This window comes from Limosilactobacillus secundus, from assembly GCF_020784695.1.
In the GTDB taxonomy this organism is placed as follows: domain Bacteria; phylum Bacillota; class Bacilli; order Lactobacillales; family Lactobacillaceae; genus Limosilactobacillus; species Limosilactobacillus reuteri_F.
In genome coordinates, this window is sequence record NZ_JAJGUA010000032.1 from 65626 (window position 1) to 82434 (window position 16809).

At 37.7% G+C, this 16809-nt stretch carries 18 protein-coding genes and 1 other RNA gene; 4 read left to right on the top strand and 15 right to left on the bottom strand.

The window, feature by feature from the left end; translation table 11 throughout:
- Positions 1–135: 135 nt before the first annotated feature.
- The 12 genes from LMB57_RS04995 to tadA all read right to left on the bottom strand — a co-directional run bounded on the left by LMB57_RS04995 (position 136) and on the right by tadA (position 7976).
- Complete coding sequence (locus LMB57_RS04995) at positions 136–897, bottom strand: acyl-[acyl-carrier-protein] thioesterase (protein ID WP_229271101.1); 762 nt, start codon at positions 895–897, stop codon at positions 136–138.
- Positions 898–906: 9 nt separating this feature from the next.
- Positions 907–1773, bottom strand: coding sequence for a 16S rRNA (cytidine(1402)-2'-O)-methyltransferase (gene rsmI / locus LMB57_RS05000; protein WP_229271100.1), 867 nt, complete (start codon positions 1771–1773; stop codon positions 907–909).
- Positions 1774–1781: 8 nt separating this feature from the next.
- Positions 1782–2132 (bottom strand): DNA replication initiation control protein YabA, encoded by a 351-nt coding sequence (locus LMB57_RS05005; protein ID WP_229271099.1) that lies wholly within the window; start codon positions 2130–2132, stop codon positions 1782–1784.
- A gap of 10 nt (positions 2133–2142) precedes the next feature.
- Complete coding sequence (gene holB / locus LMB57_RS05010; protein ID WP_229271098.1) at positions 2143–3156, bottom strand: DNA polymerase III subunit delta'; 1014 nt, start codon at positions 3154–3156, stop codon at positions 2143–2145.
- Between the two features lie 14 nt (positions 3157–3170).
- Positions 3171–3494 carry a cyclic-di-AMP receptor gene (locus tag LMB57_RS05015; RefSeq protein ID WP_003666336.1) on the bottom strand — a complete coding sequence of 108 codons (324 nt, stop codon included), beginning with the start codon at positions 3492–3494 and terminating at the stop codon, positions 3171–3173.
- A 19-nt stretch (positions 3495–3513) separates the two neighbouring features.
- Positions 3514–4155 (bottom strand): dTMP kinase, encoded by a 642-nt coding sequence (gene tmk, locus LMB57_RS05020; RefSeq protein ID WP_229271097.1) that lies wholly within the window; start codon positions 4153–4155, stop codon positions 3514–3516.
- 9 nt (positions 4156–4164) lie between these two features.
- The gene (locus tag LMB57_RS05025) at positions 4165–4413 is read right to left on the bottom strand and encodes a YaaL family protein (RefSeq protein WP_229271096.1); all 249 of its coding nucleotides are present in this window, start codon (positions 4411–4413) and stop codon (positions 4165–4167) included.
- Positions 4414–4417: 4 nt separating this feature from the next.
- Entirely contained in the window at positions 4418–5020 is a 603-nt protein-coding gene (recR, locus tag LMB57_RS05030; protein ID WP_003666331.1) for a recombination mediator RecR, read from the bottom strand.
- 3 nt (positions 5021–5023) lie between these two features.
- Entirely contained in the window at positions 5024–5332 is a 309-nt protein-coding gene (locus LMB57_RS05035; protein WP_229271095.1) for a YbaB/EbfC family nucleoid-associated protein, read from the bottom strand.
- Positions 5333–5352: 20 nt separating this feature from the next.
- Positions 5353–7191, bottom strand: a complete 1839-nt coding sequence (dnaX, locus tag LMB57_RS05040; protein ID WP_229271094.1) for a DNA polymerase III subunit gamma/tau — start codon at positions 7189–7191, stop codon at positions 5353–5355.
- A 139-nt stretch (positions 7192–7330) separates the two neighbouring features.
- Positions 7331–7428, bottom strand: an RNA gene (ffs, locus tag LMB57_RS05045) — signal recognition particle sRNA small type.
- Between the two features lie 35 nt (positions 7429–7463).
- Positions 7464–7976 (bottom strand): tRNA adenosine(34) deaminase TadA, encoded by a 513-nt coding sequence (tadA, locus tag LMB57_RS05050; RefSeq protein ID WP_229271093.1) that lies wholly within the window; start codon positions 7974–7976, stop codon positions 7464–7466.
- Between the two features lie 257 nt (positions 7977–8233).
- Here tadA and nrdH point away from each other — a divergent pair, with 257 nt between their 5' ends.
- The 4 genes from nrdH (at position 8234) to adhE (ending at position 14857) form a co-directional block, all read left to right on the top strand.
- Positions 8234–8455, top strand: a complete 222-nt coding sequence (gene nrdH / locus LMB57_RS05055; protein WP_003666324.1) for a glutaredoxin-like protein NrdH — start codon at positions 8234–8236, stop codon at positions 8453–8455.
- Between the two features lie 99 nt (positions 8456–8554).
- Positions 8555–10726, top strand: coding sequence for a class 1b ribonucleoside-diphosphate reductase subunit alpha (nrdE, locus tag LMB57_RS05060; RefSeq protein WP_229271092.1), 2172 nt, complete (start codon positions 8555–8557; stop codon positions 10724–10726).
- A gap of 115 nt (positions 10727–10841) precedes the next feature.
- Complete coding sequence (nrdF, locus tag LMB57_RS05065) at positions 10842–11861, top strand: class 1b ribonucleoside-diphosphate reductase subunit beta (protein WP_229271091.1); 1020 nt, start codon at positions 10842–10844, stop codon at positions 11859–11861.
- A 359-nt stretch (positions 11862–12220) separates the two neighbouring features.
- Positions 12221–14857: a bifunctional acetaldehyde-CoA/alcohol dehydrogenase gene (gene adhE / locus LMB57_RS05070; RefSeq protein ID WP_229278073.1), complete on the top strand. Its 2637-nt coding sequence runs from the start codon at positions 12221–12223 to the stop codon at positions 14855–14857.
- A gap of 98 nt (positions 14858–14955) precedes the next feature.
- Here the strand turns inward: adhE and LMB57_RS05075 are convergent, their stop codons facing one another.
- The 3 genes from LMB57_RS05075 to LMB57_RS05085 are packed head-to-tail and all read right to left on the bottom strand — an operon-like array spanning position 14956 to position 16648.
- On the bottom strand, positions 14956–15711 hold the full coding sequence (locus LMB57_RS05075) for a DUF4097 family beta strand repeat-containing protein (protein WP_229270986.1): 756 nt from the start codon (positions 15709–15711) through the stop codon (positions 14956–14958).
- Positions 15712–16323, bottom strand: coding sequence for a DUF1700 domain-containing protein (locus LMB57_RS05080; protein ID WP_229270987.1), 612 nt, complete (start codon positions 16321–16323; stop codon positions 15712–15714).
- Positions 16316–16648, bottom strand: coding sequence for a PadR family transcriptional regulator (locus tag LMB57_RS05085; protein WP_229270988.1), 333 nt, complete (start codon positions 16646–16648; stop codon positions 16316–16318). The genes LMB57_RS05080 and LMB57_RS05085 overlap by 8 nt, the downstream gene beginning before the upstream one ends.
- Between the last annotated feature and the right edge of the window lie 161 nt (positions 16649–16809).

The window sequence follows — 16809 nt, forward strand, 5'->3', positions numbered from 1 at the left end:
TCATAGAATACCATCTTCCTTTCAATGTCTCTACATTAAACCATTTAAGATCTTTTCGTCTATATTTAGGACTAAAATAAAATAGCAACTGATTTTCTGCCTCGAAACCAGTCACTATTATTCATTGATTAATTTTTAATACCATCCTATCTCAGCAATTGCATCAATCTGCTCACCAACACCAATCTGATGGTAAGTTACCTTTTCATCATTTGTTTGGAACTTATTAACTTTACTTTCGACAATTTCCCCGTTGCGTACTTCTTGAAGATACTGCAAATTAAATCTCTTTATCTGATTTTTATGTAAAAAATCACGCCCAAGCGGATCAAGAAGCCAATCAAAGTAACGAGCATTATTAACATGGTGATTAGCATCCAGATCAAAATAACGAACTTGATAATTTTTCGTTATTACTAGAGCATTTCCATCCAATTTTTGAGGTCGCTTTAGACGAGGGATCCTTTTAGCAACAGGTGCCTTAAACGGTTCAATTAAAGTTAATGGAATTGATTGCATTCGCCGTGTCTTTAGATTCATAAACACAAAAATCGACCTAATTCGTGCATATTCAATCTGATGGTCTTTATCCGTTATCCAAAAATCACGAACAGCAAAAAAACGGTTATAGGAAACAGCTTTTGTTCCCAAAGTAACTGTTTCACCAAAAGAAGGCTGCTTGGCGGAAAGCTGTCCTTCATATCCGCTTACTACCCACGTACCACCAGTAGCTTGTATTTCTCTGGTTCCCATCCCTAAAGACATACTATGCTCATCAGATACCATGGAAATCATACTTAATATCATACTCAAGCTTGGGTGACTTGTTTCGTCACACTCATAATATGTTAGTAAGTGTGGCATTTCGAATATCTGTGCTTCTTGCTTTAATTCCATATCTTTCTCCTACAGTTGATGATATTGTTTATATAATTCCTGGCGTTTTATATTATTTTTCTTTGCCACCAGCTTAATTGCGGCATTAGTGGAAAGACCATTTAAGATTTCCTTGTCAACTTGCTCTGTTAAAGGCAATTCAATGTCATCATTCTTCTTTTCCGCGGGGTGTTCGTTTCCTGCTACTAGAATAACGAATTCTCCTCGTGGTTGGTGATCTTCAAACCAGGTAGTTACTTCAGCAAGCGTTCCCCGAGTAAACTCTTCATAGCGTTTAGTGACTTCCCGTGCTAAAACAACCTGCCGTTCATCACCAAAAACTTCCATCATCGTAGCTAAAGTCTTTTTTAAGCGGTGCGGCGCCTCATAAAAGATCATCGTTTCTTGATGCTCTTTTAATTGCTCCAACGCCGCGATTTGTTGCTGATGTTTACGCTCTAAAAAGCCGAAGAAATAAAACGGCTGGGGAACTAACCCCGAAGCAATAAGAGCCGTCAATCCAGCATTAGCTCCCGGAAGCGGAATTACTGGCAGTCCTTCTCTAACTGCTGCCGCTACCAATTCCTTACCGGGGTCAGAAATTGAAGGCATCCCTGCATCACTACACTGGGCAATTGAATAACCGGCTTTTAATTTCTCAATCAATTCTGGAACACGTTGTTCAGTATTATGTTCATGAAAACTAATTTGCCGGGTTGGTATATCAAAATGGTTTAATAGTTGCTGAGTATGACGCGTATCTTCAGCAGCAATCAGATCCACTTCTTTTAAGGTTTTAATTGCACGGAAAGTCATATCATCTAAATTTCCAATTGGGGTTGGAACTAAGTATAAACTTCCTGATTGGTGATCATTAAAACTACTAATTTGCTGCATACTATCTCCTATTTTGTCATTCCTTGTTCATGTCCAAATATTGCATCTAAACAAAAAGTACAAGATTCATTAGGCTCAAGACGTTTACCATAGTACTCACTACAAACATGAAATCCCTGTTGATAAAGTTCTTTTAAATTTTGCCGTGATCCAGATAATTGATTTTCACTATGATGTGGTTGCTTTTCTTTAATCATTTGACGCAAATGCTTGTTTTCAATTGAAAGTTCCACATTTTCCTCAGAAATAGCAATAATTTTTGCCTGCAGCTGTTCCATTTTATTAACTAAATTCTGAGTCTGGTTCATCACCTGCGCAAATTGTTCATAAAGATTATCTGAACTATATTCTTCACTCATCTTTTCGCCCCTAACTAATGCTTAAAACCTGCACAAGTCGAATCGTCAATTGTTCGACAATATTTTGAAAGCTAATATTTTGTTCTAACATGTGACGAGTTTCCAACGTTAACTGACTAGCCGCTAACAATTGTTGAGGAGAGTATTTTCTAACTACTTCTCCCATTTCTCCTAAAATATTATTAAAGTGAAGGCGGTTGGTAACTGTAATTCCCGAATTTACCATTAGCGTATCACGCCAGATTAAGGTAATCAGGTCCAAAACTACTTGTTGTTTATCCCGATCGGTAGCTACTTTTTGCAGAATTGTCTGAACATCAACAAAGCCTAACATCCCATTCCGCGTCGTATCTTGATACCACTGGATGACTCCTTTGATCGCACTCTCAAACCAATTATCTTCTTGCCATTGCTCAATCATTGCGACGGAATCTGTAATCCCAACAGCAATCTGTTGTTGAGATTGTGGAATATTATGTTCAGTTAAAACTGTTAACAATGCATCTCGTTTTAATGGTGGTAGTTCAATCACCTGTGTTCGTGATCGAATCGTTGGTAAGACAGCACTTTTATTAGTCGTTAGCATAAAAATATAAACGCCAGCCCCTGGTTCTTCAATAAACTTAAGAAGACTATTTGCTGCACCGTTTGTCATTTTATCAGCGTCTTTAATAATAAAAATTTTCTTATTGCCTTCTACCGCACTCTTAGAAAATTCTGCTTTTAAGTGGCGAATCTCATCAACCTTTATTTGGCGACCTTCTGGAGCAGCATAGACAATGTCAGGATGGTTTCCAGACAGAATTCGCTGACACTCAGCACAAGTTAAGTCTGGTTCATTGTCTTGAGGATGAAGACAAAATAACCGTAGCGATAACCATTGAGTAATTGACATCTTTCCTGAACCGCCCGGCCCAACAAACAGATAGGCATGAGCAAGTTCTTTATTTGATAATATTTTTTGAAAACGAGTAATTATTGCTGGTTGTAATTTTTCTGCACGTATTTGTCCCTGTTCAGCCAACCATCTTCACCTACTTAAAATTTAATGAAGTCTTCTACTGGTAAGACAAAAACAGTTGCCCCACCAATCTTTACGTTGACAGGAAATGCCGAACCCCCTTCAACATCCATATGCATTTGCGATGTAACGTATTGTTCACGTGACTCGGCATTCTTTTTGATTACTGATAATACTTCTTGAACACGATCATCTTCAATTCCAATTAAAAATGTCGCATTTCCTTCACGAAGAAAGCCACCAGTTGTTGATAATTGGGTAACGTGAATATCAGCTTTATTAAATGCTTTTCGTAAACGATTGCTATCTTTTGATTGAACAATTGCAATAATCATTTTCATTATTAATCACCCTTTTTTATTAAAACAAATCTGAAAAACGGTCATGAATTGTTGCTTTTACATCTTCAATCACTTTTTCCAGCGGCTGGCTTGCATCAATTAACTTTATCCGTTCTGGATAGTTCTTATAAAGTTTCAAGTAAGATTGACGAACAGTTTGATGGAACGCAAGCTTTTCCTGATCTAATCGATTAACTTGATTAGATCGATGCTCAACAATCCGTCTTAAACCAATTTCCGATTCAATATCAAGGTAAATTGTCAATGCCGGCATTAACCCATCAATCGCAAACTGATTAATTTGCCAAATCTCTTTTTCCCCAAGGCCACGACCAGCTCCCTGATAAGCAATGGAACTATCTACAAATCGATCGCACAGAATAACTTTCCCTTCTTTCAATCCAGGAATTATTTCTGAAACAATATGTTGTCGACGAGCAGCAGCAAAAAGTAATGCTTCCGTTCGCCCATCCATATCGGTATTTTGACCGTCAAAGAGTATCTGGCGAATTTGCTCAGAGATCTTATTACCACCCGGTTCACGAGTATACATAACTTTTTCTGTGCCAAGCTGATCTTCCAATTGTTGTTGAATCTGTTGAATCACGCTTGTCTTGCCAGCTCCATCTGGTCCTTCAAATGATATAAATTTACCGTCCATTTCTCTCTCCTAGCGATCAATTACCCCATCATTTAATGTCCCGTGAACTTTAAATTTACGAGCAATTTTGTATAGGTATAAAAATTTCTGCTCTTGAATCCGAGAACGGTAATGAAGTTCACTATTAACGTTTGCTTCATATACTGCTCGTTCAGTTTCACGTGCATGATCCCAACTGGCCTTCGTAGAATATACCGCTTCTAACAGGCGCTGATTTCGTTTACGTTCCACTTCTTTAGTAGGCCGCTTAAAAAACATTTCCTTACATCTCCGTTCGCCCTTGAACTGCTTTGAATAATGTCATCTCATCAGCATAGTCAATATCTGCGCCAACTGATAACCCATGTGCCAACCGAGTGACCTTAATTCCTGCAGGCTTAATTAGCTTGGCGAGGTACCCGGCCGTTAACTCACCATCTGATGAAGCATTAGTTGCAATAATAATTTCCTTTACTTCATCATCTTTCTTTAGCCGTTTAAGTAAACTTGTAATATTAATATCTTCAGGGCCTGTTCCTGCAACTGGAGAAATAACTCCATGAAGGACATGGTATAAACCGTGATATTCATGCATTCGTTCCATTGCCATAACGTCTTGTGACTGCTCAACAACTAGAATTTGCGAATGATCACGAGTCTTATCACGACAAATTGGACAAGGATCGTCTTCAGTAATATTGCCACAAATACTACAGTTATGAAGGTCTCTTTTAGCAGACAGAAGAGATTTTGCAAAGTTCGTTACATCATCTTCTTGCATACTCAAAGTATAGAACGCCAGACGAGTTGCAGTCTTTTGCCCGATTCCTGGCAACTTAGTATAACTTTCAATTAATTTCGCTAATGGTTCTGGATATTGGATCACTTTTTACAACCCCATACCTTGCGTATATTTACCAAGCTTTTGTTGAGTAGCATCATTGACTTGTTTCATTCCGTCTTTCACAGCAGCAATTACCAAATCTTGAAGCATATCAATATCATCTGGATCAACTGCTTCTGGTTTAATCTTTAAGTCCAATAATTGGTTATCCCCGCTAAACGTAGCAGTCACCATATCATCCGGTGCTTTTCCAATAAATTCCTGTTTAGCAAGTTCTTCATGTTCAGCCATCATTTTCTTTTGCATTGCCTTAGCTTGCTTCATCATTTGTTGCATATTCATTCCACGCATCATAATATCATCCATCCTTTTTCTTAATTATCTTCTACTTTAACAATATCACTACCAAATAGCTTCTGTGCTGTTGCTACTTGGTTATCTTCTTGAGGTGATTTTTCTTCAGTTAGTACCTCATCTTCTGGTGGAAGCGGTGGTTCTACCATTGGTGCCGGTGTGCCTGCAGGGGGTTGTCCGCTTCCTTCAGTAGCTTGCGTCTTTTGTTTAATAATGGGTTGAGTCTTTTGCTGATTCTTACCAAAACCATGATCCTTGATAAAGTCTTGCCGAATTTTTGGCCACTTATCCTTAGGTACAAAAACAACTTGCCGTTCATTCCCAGTTAAACGTTGCAAAGCACTTTCCATATTCCCTAACAACGTTGTATCATCAGCGGCTTGCTGGAATAAGAACGGATAATCAAAAGCAACAATTATTCCCACGGCACTAGCAGCAACTGGTTGTGAAACGTGAAGTAAGGACCGTTGCGGCACCGATAATAAGTTCAACATATCTCCCCATAACTCACGAACATTTATTAAATCTTGACGAGTCGCATTTTCTAATACTGGGTAAATCTTATTGAGATTAACCTGCACTTTCTTTTGCTGCACTCGTGGTTGCTCATTTTGTTGCTGAGGTGATGGTCGACTAGCCTTTACCGGCGTATTCTGCAACTGTTTTACTGTTTGTTGTAATTGCTGAATCTCTTGTTGTAATTTTTCAATCATCTTAGTAGCTTCAGTATTTGTATCCGAAGAAACCGTTGGTGCCGATTGAATATTCTTTTGGGGGTCGATTTGTGCAAGCTTTATTGTAAGAACTTCCAAATACACATCTGGATGAGTCGTAAAACGCATCTCTTCTTGAATGTTATTTAGTTCATCGATCATTTGGTATAAGGTCGCCGAAGAAGCAAGTTGGACTATTTCTTCAAAGTCTTCCTGCTTTAGTCCTGTACTCTCAACACTAATCAAGCTTGGTAATTCTTGGTACAACAGAATATCACGAATAAAGGAGATCAAGTCCTCAATGAACCGCTGACCATCTTTTCCTTCATCCAAAATATCTTTCATGGTATCAAGAGCAGCCGCCCCTTCATGCTTACTAATTTCCAAAAAGTACTTCTTTAATAACTGTTTAGTAACACTTCCGGTAACTAATAAAGCATCATCCAACTTTACCTCATTATCACTGAAAGAAAGAACCTGGTCAAGGATACTCAACGCATCCCGCATTCCTCCTTCAGCGGCATTTGCAATTACCCATAATGCTTTCTCATCATAAGTAATTTCCTTTTGATCAAGAATATATTTCATTCGATTAAATGCATCTTCTGCTGAAATTCGTCGAAAATCAAATCGTTGAACCCGCGAAATAATTGTTAAAGGAATTTTATGAGGTTCTGTAGTTGCAAGAATAAAAATCACATTGGCTGGTGGTTCTTCAAGCGTCTTTAGTAATGCGTTAAAAGCCCCTGTTGAGAGCATGTGAACTTCATCAATTATATAAACTTTGTAGTCCGCTTGGGTAGGGGCATATTTTGCCTTATCCCGAATATCACGAATCTCTTCAACCCCATTATTAGAAGCTGCATCGATTTCAATTACATCATTTAATTGCCCGTTTGTAATTGCTTTACAAATCTCACACTCATTACATGGTTCGCCATCCTTGGAGTGATGACAATTAACCGCTTTAGCAAAAATCTTTGCCGCTGAGGTTTTACCAGTACCACGTGGACCAGCGAACAAGTATGCATGGCTTATCTGGTGAGTGATAATGGCGTTTTTTAGGGTTCTTGTAACAATCTGTTGACCGACAAGATCATCGAATCGCTGTGGTCGCCAGACACGATATAATGCCTGATAACTCATCGCTAGACTCCCTTTCTGAATTTAAAATACTATAAAATATTATACAAGGAATTAATCATATAAAGTAGTTAAAATATATTTTAATTAAAATTTAAAAATAAAAAAGACCCGCAATAAACCATTACGGGTCAGCTTAATTATCAATAAAACTTAGAGCACAAGGTATATCATACTTAGTGCTGCTTCCTTCCAGACCTGACACGGTTCGTAAGCATACCCTTGCTCTAAGGCCTTACGGCAAATAGTATAATACACTATTTTTCTTTAAATTACTAGGGGTTAGTCTTATTTTTTCGTCGGGCCTCTTTCCGGCGGCGACGAATTTCACGGAAAAAGTTTTTTAACATTTGACTACACTCATCCCCTAAAATACCAGAATGGACATTAACTTGATGATTTAACCGTGAATCATTTAGCAAATGGTATAAGCTATCAACTGCCCCGGCTTTCGGATCGGCAGCCCCATAATAAACATTTTTTATTCGTGCGTTGATAATGGCACCGCTACACATGATGCACGGTTCTAACGTAACATATAAGTCACAATCTTCTAACCGCCAACTTCCTAAATTAGTACATGCTTCCATAATCGCAAGCATTTCTGCGTGATAGGTAACATCTTGAAACTTTTCACGCATATTATGACCACGTCCAATTACCTGTCCATCGTGGACAACAATCGCACCAATTGGTACTTCATCTAAAATTCTGGCTTGTTTTGCTTCTGCAATCGCCATCTTCATAAATTTTTGTTGTTCAGATAATGATGAATTGATTTTTTCCATTCTTTTTCTCCAAGCACTTAAAATTACCCTGTTGTTCAGTGTATAATAATAAATTAGTTTTTTAAATTAATTTTATTAATCACCTGCTTAAGGGTTCTATCAAAAAAAGTTTCACAGGTGTTAATGACTAGCTTGAGCACTATATATTGTGTTTCACTATTTCACAAGCACGAAATATAGTGCTTTTTTAATTGATTTTTTCTAATTCATCGTTATACTAGAAAACATCGACTAATCGTTTAGGAGGCCTCGTGAAGATGGTAACTGTATTTTCAAAAAATAATTGTATCCAATGCAAAATGACAAAACGGTTCCTTGAGCAGCATAAAATTTCATTTATTGAACACAACATCGATGAACAACCAGAATACATATCTCAGCTTAAGTCTGAAGGTTTTATGGCGACTCCAGTTGTAAAGCTTCCTAACGGTCAAGCTTTTTCTGGCTTTCGTCCTGACCAATTAAACCAACTTGCCTAAGTTTAAATAAACTAAGATTTTGCCAGGCATCAATTCGCTATTGGTGCACTGGCTTCTTTATTGACATAATCAAATTAATTCAGAAAGTGAGTTATTAATATGGCGTTATCTGATATCGATATGACCAAAGTTAAATATTACGATTATAACAACGAAGTAAATATCCCCAAAAACGGACAAATTCAACTAGATAAAGACAAATTAGCCTTAGAGGACTTTATTAAAAATAATGTTGAGCCAAATACTAAAAGATTTTCTTCATTAAAGGAACGTTTTCAATGGTTAGAAGAAAATGATTATATTGAAGAAAGTTTTATGAATAAATACAGTGAAGCATTCATTGAAAAGCTTTACGATTATTTAAAGGCACAAAACTTCCACTTCCATTCTTTTATGGCTGCTTATAAGTTTTATGCTCAATATGCCTTACGAACAAATGATAAAGAGTACTACCTTGAAAATTATATTGACCGGGTCGCAATGAATGCTCTTTACCTTGCCAACGGTGATGAAGAGTTAGCAATGCAACTTGCTGATGAAATCATCCATCAACGTTATCAACCCGCAACCCCAACCTTCCTTAACGTTGGGCGCAAACGTCGGGGAGAATTTGTTTCTTGCTTTGCGATTCAAACAACAGACGACATGAATACCATTGGTCGAACAATCAATTCTGCTCTCCAGCTTTCTAAAATTGGAGGTGGGGTTGGAATCAATTTAAGCAACCTTCGTGAAGCTGGTGCACCTATCAAAAAAATACAAGGCGCTGCCAGTGGAGTTGTTCCTGTAATGAAGCTCTTAGAAGATAGTTTTTCCTATTCTAACCAGCTTGGTCAACGTCAAGGAGCGGGAGTCGTTTACCTGAGCGTTTTCCATCCTGATATCATTGAATTCTTAGGAGCAAAAAAGGAAAATGCTGATGAAAAGATTCGTTTAAAGACCCTTTCACTTGGAATTACGGTTCCCGATAAGTTCTATGAATTAGTAGAACAGAACGCTGATATGTACTTGTTTAGTCCCTATGATGTTGAACGAGTATATGGAATACCATTCTCCTATGTCGATATCACAAAAGAATACGACAATTTGGTAGCAAACGATGATATTCGCAAGAAGAAAGTTAATGCTCGGGACTTGGAGGATGAAATTAGTAAACTTCAGCAAGAATCAGGTTATCCTTACATTATTAATATTGACACAGAAAACCGGGATAACCCGATTAATGGAAAAATTGTGATGAGTAATTTATGTTCAGAAATTGCTCAAGTCCAAGCACCAGCGCGAGTAAATGATGATCAATCATATTCAGAAATGGGAATTGATATCAGCTGTAATCTTGGTTCAACCAATATTGCTAATATGATGGAAAGTCCTAACTTTGGTAAATCAATTAAGGCCATGATGCGGGGACTAACCAGAATCAGTGACGTAGAAGACCTAGATGTTGTCCCAACTATTCAAAACGGAAATCGGCTTGCCCATTCAGTTGGTTTGGGGGCAATGGGATTGCATAGCTACCTTGCTAAGCACCATATTCAATACGGAAGTCCGGTTGCGATTGAATTTACAGGTGTTTACTTTATGCTCTTAAACTATTGGTCATTAGTAGCATCAAACGAAATTGCCAAAGAGCGACACGAAACTTTCCACGATTTTGAGAACAGTAAATATGCGGACGGTTCTTACTTTGACAAATATGTCACTAAGGATTGGGGTCCGCAATCAGATGTTGTTAAAGAACTTTTTGAAGGTATTTTTATTCCTGGAATTGAAGATTGGAAGAAGTTGAAAGAAAAGGTGATGAAAGATGGTCTTTATAATCAATACCGTCTTGCTGTAGCACCAAACGGTTCAACTTCCTACATCAACGATTCAACTGCTAGTCTACATCCAATCATTAATCGTGTTGAAGAACGACAAGAAAAGATGATCGGTAAAATCTATTACCCTGCCCCATATCTTTCAAACGACACGATGCCTTACTATCGTTCAGCTTACGATATGGATATGCGAAAAGTTATTGACACATATGCAGCTGCACAACAGCACATCGATCAATCTCTTTCAATGACCCTCTTTATGCGGTCAACGATCCCTGCAGGCCTTTATGAATGGAAGGATGGACGCACAGATAAGATGACGACCCGTGATTTAAATATTTTACGACACTATGCCTATAAACGCGGTATTAAGTCAATTTACTACATTCGAACATTTACTGACGATAGCGCTGAAATTGGTGCAAACCAATGTGAAAGTTGTGTTATCTAAGCCTAACGAGAATTTGATTTAAACGGTGGGCACTGGTAAACTTGACATTATGTATACAAACGGCTTTTGGTATCTCGACTTACTTAAAAGCAATGTATTTGGAGGAGCTCAATCAATGAAACTGGAAGAATTTAAACCTGTAAATCAATATAAAGCAATCAATTGGAATGAAGTTTCCGACATGATCGATAAAGCTACCTGGGAAAAGCTAACAGAACAGTTCTGGCTTGATACACGGATCCCTGTTGCCAATGACATGAATGATTGGCGTGAATTAGATGACGATCATCAATGGACTGTCGGACATGTTTTTGGTGGTTTAACCCTTCTTGATACTGTTCAATCAGAAGCAGGATTAACTGCCCTTAAAGAAGATGTTAAAACTCCTCATGAAACAGCAGTTCTTAATAACATCCAATTTATGGAATCAGTTCATGCTAAGAGTTACTCAACTATTTTTTCTACACTTAATACTCCCGACCAAATTAAAGAAATTTTTGAATGGTCTGATACAGAAGAATACTTACAAAATAAGGCTGTTAAAATTGCAAATATGTACCTTGATCCAAGTCAAGACCCGCTAAAAAAGAAAGTAGCCAACGTTTTCCTTGAAACTTTCTTATTCTACTCTGGTTTCTACACTCCCCTTTATTATCTTGGTCACAACAAATTAAACAATGTGGCTGAAATCATTAAGCTAATTTTACGGGACGAATCAGTTCACGGGACATATATTGGATACAAGTTCCAAGTCGGCTTACGTGATCGAACAGAAAAGCAACAACAAGATATGAAAGATTGGATGTATAATTTCCTTTACGAACTATATGATAATGAAGAAAAATATACCCATCTTCTTTATGATCAAGTTGGTTGGACAGATGATGTTTTAACTTTCATCCGTTACAACGCTAACAAGGCATTGATGAACCTTGGTCAAGATCCGTTATTCCCTGATACCGCTTCTGATGTTAACCCAGTTGTTATGAACGGAATTTCTACTTCAACTTCTAACCATGATTTTTTTAGCCAAGTCGGCAATGGATATCGCATGGGTGCCGTTGAAGCAATGAATGATAGTGATTATGACGTTAAAGATCCAAACGCTGGCAAAGATATTAACGCCCGCGATTAATAAAAAGTCACCATTTTTCTGAATGGTGGCTTTTTTATTAATCTCAATAATAATCTGTCAACAATTAGTTAACTTAATAACTAGCTGAGTCAAATTAATATATTAGGCTTTATATTAGATTTGTGAAATACACTTCAATTAATGATAGTCAGCGAATCTAATATTTCTTAGCCTCAAAAATAATACCAATGTTTTTTGTTGCTATGCAAGTATTATAAAGACAATATTGTAAGCGAATTCACATAAACTAACCATTGTTTAAATGTTCACAAATATGTTTACAAAGCAAAAAAATGTAGTAATATTATACATGTTCAAATGTTAACAAAGAAAAGAATTGAAAAAAGGAGATTTCAATTATGCCTGCTAACAACAAAAAACAAGTTGAAAAAAACGTATTAACTGAAGAAGAAAAAAAGCAAAATGCGCAAAAATTAGTTGATGACATAATTGCCAAAAGTGAAGCAGCTTTTGAACAATTACGTTACTACTCACAAGAACAAGTTGATAAAATTTGTCAAGCCATGGCCCTAGCTGCTGAAGAACACCACATGGACTTAGCTATTGATGCAGCTGAAGAAACTGGTCGTGGAGTTGCCGAAGATAAAGCTATCAAGAACATCTACGCAAGTGAATACATTTGGAACAAAATCCGTCATGATAAGACTGTCGGAATTATCGAAGACAGCGATGAAAACCAAACTATCACAATTGCTGATCCTCTTGGTATTATTGCAGGTATCGTTCCAGTTACTAACCCTACTTCAACAACTATCTTCAAATCAATCATTAGTGCTAAGACACGGAATACAATCATCTTTTCATTCCACCGTCAAGCCATGAAATCTTCCATTAAAACAGCTAGGATTTTACAAGAAGCTGCTGAAAAGGCTGGTGCACCAAAGAATATGATTCAATGGCTTCCTGAAAGTAGCCGTGAAAATACAAGTGCATTGTTACAACACCCTAAGACTGCTACTATTTTAGCAACTGGTGGTCCTTCATTAGTTAAGGCTGCCTACAGTTCAGGTAACCCTGCTCTTGGTGTTGGTCCTGGTAACGGTCCAGCTTACATTGAAAAGACTGCTAATATTGAACGTTCTGTTTACGATATCGTTCTTTCTAAGACTTTTGATAACGGAATGATCTGTGCTACTGAAAACTCAGTTGTTGTTGATAAAGAAATCTACGACAAGGTCAAAGAAGAATTCCAAAAGTGGAACTGTTACTTCTTGAAGCCAAATGAAATTGATAAGTTCACTGAAGGATTCATTGATCCTAAGCGTCACCAAGTTCGTGGACCAATTGCTGGTCGTTCAGCTAACGCCATCGCTGATATGTGTGGAATTAAAGTTCCTGAAAACACTAAGGTTATCATCGCTGAATATGAAGGGGTTGGTGACAAGTACCCACTTTCCGCTGAAAAGCTTTCACCAGTATTAACAATGTACAAGGCTACTTCACATGAAAATGCCTTTGATATTTGTGCTCAATTATTACACTACGGTGGTGAAGGTCACACTGCTGCTATTCACACCCTTGATGATGACTTAGCAACTAAGTACGGTCTTGAAATGCGTGCTTCACGGATTATTGTTAACTCTCCATCTGGTATTGGTGGTATTGGTAACATCTACAACAACATGACGCCATCACTTACTTTAGGTACTGGTTCATACGGTGGTAACTCAATTTCCCACAACGTTACTGATTGGGATCTCTTAAACATCAAAACAATTGCAAAGCGACGTGAAAACCGTCAATGGGTTAAGATTCCCCCAAAAGTATACTTTCAACGCAACTCACTAAAAGAATTGCAAGATATCCCAAACATTAATCGGGCATTCATCGTTACTGGTCCTGGAATGAGCAAGCGTGGTTACGTTCAACGTGTTATCGATCAATTGCGTCAACGTCAAAACAACACCGCTTTCTTAGTATTTGATGATGTCGAAGAAGATCCATCAACAAACACTGTTGAAAAGGGTGTTGCCATGATGAATGACTTTAAGCCTGATACAATTATTGCCCTTGGTGGTGGTTCACCAATGGATGCTGCTAAGGCTATGTGGATGTTCTATGAGCACCCAGAAACTTCATGGTATGGGGTTATGCAAAAGTACCTTGATATTCGGAAGCGTGCTTATCAAATCAAGAAGCCTACGAAGTCTCAACTTATTGGTATCCCTACTACATCGGGTACTGGTTCAGAAGTTACTCCATTTGCGGTTATTACTGATTCAGAAACCCATGTTAAGTACCCACTTGCTGACTACGCCTTAACACCAAACATTGCAATCGTTGACTCACAATTCGTTGAAACTGTTCCAGCAAAAACTACTGCATGGACTGGACTAGATGTTTTATGTCACGCTACTGAATCATATGTTTCTGTTATGGCAACTGATTACACTCGTGGTTGGTCACTACAAACCATCAAGGGTGTTATGGAAAACCTTCCTAAGTCAGTTCAAGGTGATAAGTTAGCCCGTCGTAAGATGCATGACTTCTCAACAATGGCCGGTATGGCATTTGGTCAAGCCTTCTTAGGAATTAACCACTCCCTTGCCCACAAGATGGGTGGAGCGTTCGGTCTTCCTCACGGTTTGCTTATCGCTATTGCAATGCCACAAGTAATTCGCTTTAACGCAAAACGTCCACAAAAGCTTGCTCTCTGGCCTCACTATGAGACTTACCATGCAACTAAGGACTACGCTGACATTGCACGATTCATTGGTTTGAAAGGTAACACTGATGAAGAATTAGCTGAAGCATATGCTAAGAAAGTCATCGAACTTGCTCACGAATGTGGCGTTAAGCTTAGCCTTAAGGACAATGGTGTTACACGTGAAGAATTTGATAAGGCTGTTGACGATCTTGCTCGCTTAGCTTACGAAGATCAATGTACTACTACTAACCCAGTTGAACCACTTGTTAGTCAACTCAAGGAATTACTTGAACGTTGCTACGATGGTACTGGCGTTGAAGAAAAATAATCCAGCGCATAATTAAAAATTAAGACTTTTCTCCTATTAAAAAGCCCCTCGACATCTAATTTCTAGATATCGAGGGGCTTTTATTAATCTTAGTTACCTTAATTCACTTCATTATCACCAGATTGCGTTATCAAGCGAAGCACATTTTCTGCATCATCATTTTGATGTAAGGGTTCTTCACCCTTATCTTCACCATTAAGTTCATTATCACCTGCATCAGTCTTTAGGAAGTAGCCATCAACAGTTGTGTTTGTAACTGTATTATCACCAGACTGATTATTGACAGTATAGTGACCTTGAACTGTTAAATCATGTCCTGTAAAGTTACCTGACGAGAGTTTTGTGCTTCCACCGCGTAATGTAACTTGACGATATTCAACGTCTCCTGCGCCGCTGTTAACATCAATATTGTCCATTTTAACTTTAGAAGCTGTTAGATCACCACTTTCTAAATGAATGCGCCCAGCTAAGGCTTGATCATGCGGGATAGTTACAATGATTAAATCTTGGTGGGGCTGGTATTCATTAAAGTTAAAGACAAGAGGAAAACTGCCAGTTTGACGAATTGAGGCAACGTTATTATGAACAGTTACTGCTGGAGTATGCTTACTAATGCCAGAATAAGTAATTTGATAATTCTTGCCTTCACGAACTACTACATTAGCCGTCGATGCTGAGATATCAATCCGTTCAAAAGCTTTATTAGTACTTATTGTTTTAGTGTGAGAATGAAAGATTGCTGGACGATTGTTCTCAAAATAAACGGCCTTATTACCATTATTAAAGAAGCCTATTCCGAGGAGGATTACTCCTAAGATTAAAACAATTACTCCTATTTTAAATATTCTTTTCATTTACTTTTTCCTCCTTGCCTGCACTTTTGCATAAATGAACTTAGCAAAGTTGGCAATCCCTTGAACAATAACTCTAATTAACCAGTAGATTAAAGGCAAACAAACAAGGAATAAGCCAATCAGTGTCAATCCTAATCCAAGATAAAATAGTCCACTAAACAGGTTTGTCGCAAGTAAACCAATTCCAATATAAATAGATACAATCGCTATGGCAGCAACTCCAAAGATCAAAGCAACTATTCCAACAATCAAACTTAAGGCGACTCCTCCGGCTGCCAATAGTAGTGCTAGTAAGGCAATTCCTAGTCCAAACGTTATTGGTGACGTAATAATCGCTACTAGTACCCACCAAAATACACGCCAACTAGAATGAGGTGAAGCAGGGTGTCCTTCTTTGATCGACTCATTATTAGCTTTAATTGAATAATCGGCTAATATCTTATGGCTTAACTGTCGTGGCGTTCCTAATTTCTCTTCAATCGCTGTTCGAGTCTCCAGTCCAGCGTCTGCAATATATTCATCATAAAATTCTAAGGCATCATTTCGTTCTTCATCAGTTAATTGTCTTAAATATATTGATAAATCATTAATGTATTTCTGACGTTCATTCATCTTTATCTTCTCCCTCACCTAACCCATAAAAAATACCATCTAAACTATTCTTATAATCAGTCCATAATTTACGAATACGTTGTAAGTGTTCCTTGCCGGCTTCCGTAATTTGATAATAACGGCGATTGCGTCCCTGATAAGGCTGATCATAAGTTGTTAAATATCCCTCTTTTTTTAACCGGCGTAAAACGGGATACATTGTTGATTCAGAGATGGTAATCGCTGATTGCATTCGTTGAGTTAAGGCGTATCCATAATAATCTTTGTGTTCAAGAATTGCTAAGACCATCCCATCGAGTAAGTCTGCTGTAATTTGAATTTTCATTCTATCCCTCCTTTTTAGCCGCAATATTATATGTCATATAATATAATATTTTAATATAATATGCAATTATTATTTAAAAATAAATTAAATCTCCCTATATCATCTCATAAAAGCAGTAAGCATATAATTCTGTTTGCTATAATCATAATTGAAGTTGTTCC

Excerpts from the sequence above, each read along its gene's own strand:
- rsmI (WP_229271100.1), bottom strand. The coding sequence starts at position 1,773 with ATGCAGCAAATTAGTAGTTTTAATGATCACCAATCAGGAAGTTTATAC.
- nrdH (WP_003666324.1), top strand. The coding sequence starts at position 8,234 with ATGGTAACTGTATTTTCAAAAAATAATTGTATCCAATGCAAAATGACA.
- dnaX (WP_229271094.1), bottom strand. The coding sequence starts at position 7,191 with ATGAGTTATCAGGCATTATATCGTGTCTGGCGACCACAGCGATTCGAT.
- nrdF (WP_229271091.1), top strand. The coding sequence starts at position 10,842 with ATGAAACTGGAAGAATTTAAACCTGTAAATCAATATAAAGCAATCAAT.
- LMB57_RS05085 (WP_229270988.1), bottom strand. The coding sequence starts at position 16,648 with ATGAAAATTCAAATTACAGCAGACTTACTCGATGGGATGGTCTTAGCA.
- LMB57_RS05075 (WP_229270986.1), bottom strand. The coding sequence starts at position 15,711 with ATGAAAAGAATATTTAAAATAGGAGTAATTGTTTTAATCTTAGGAGTA.
- LMB57_RS05005 (WP_229271099.1), bottom strand. The coding sequence starts at position 2,132 with ATGAGTGAAGAATATAGTTCAGATAATCTTTATGAACAATTTGCGCAG.
- adhE (WP_229278073.1), top strand. The coding sequence starts at position 12,221 with ATGCCTGCTAACAACAAAAAACAAGTTGAAAAAAACGTATTAACTGAA.
- LMB57_RS05035 (WP_229271095.1), bottom strand. The coding sequence starts at position 5,332 with ATGATGCGTGGAATGAATATGCAACAAATGATGAAGCAAGCTAAGGCA.
- tmk (WP_229271097.1), bottom strand. The coding sequence starts at position 4,155 with ATGGACGGTAAATTTATATCATTTGAAGGACCAGATGGAGCTGGCAAG.
- LMB57_RS04995 (WP_229271101.1), bottom strand. The coding sequence starts at position 897 with ATGGAATTAAAGCAAGAAGCACAGATATTCGAAATGCCACACTTACTA.
- tadA (WP_229271093.1), bottom strand. The coding sequence starts at position 7,976 with ATGGAAAAAATCAATTCATCATTATCTGAACAACAAAAATTTATGAAG.
- LMB57_RS05015 (WP_003666336.1), bottom strand. The coding sequence starts at position 3,494 with ATGAAAATGATTATTGCAATTGTTCAATCAAAAGATAGCAATCGTTTA.
- nrdE (WP_229271092.1), top strand. The coding sequence starts at position 8,555 with ATGGCGTTATCTGATATCGATATGACCAAAGTTAAATATTACGATTAT.
- LMB57_RS05025 (WP_229271096.1), bottom strand. The coding sequence starts at position 4,413 with ATGTTTTTTAAGCGGCCTACTAAAGAAGTGGAACGTAAACGAAATCAG.
- LMB57_RS05080 (WP_229270987.1), bottom strand. The coding sequence starts at position 16,323 with ATGAATGAACGTCAGAAATACATTAATGATTTATCAATATATTTAAGA.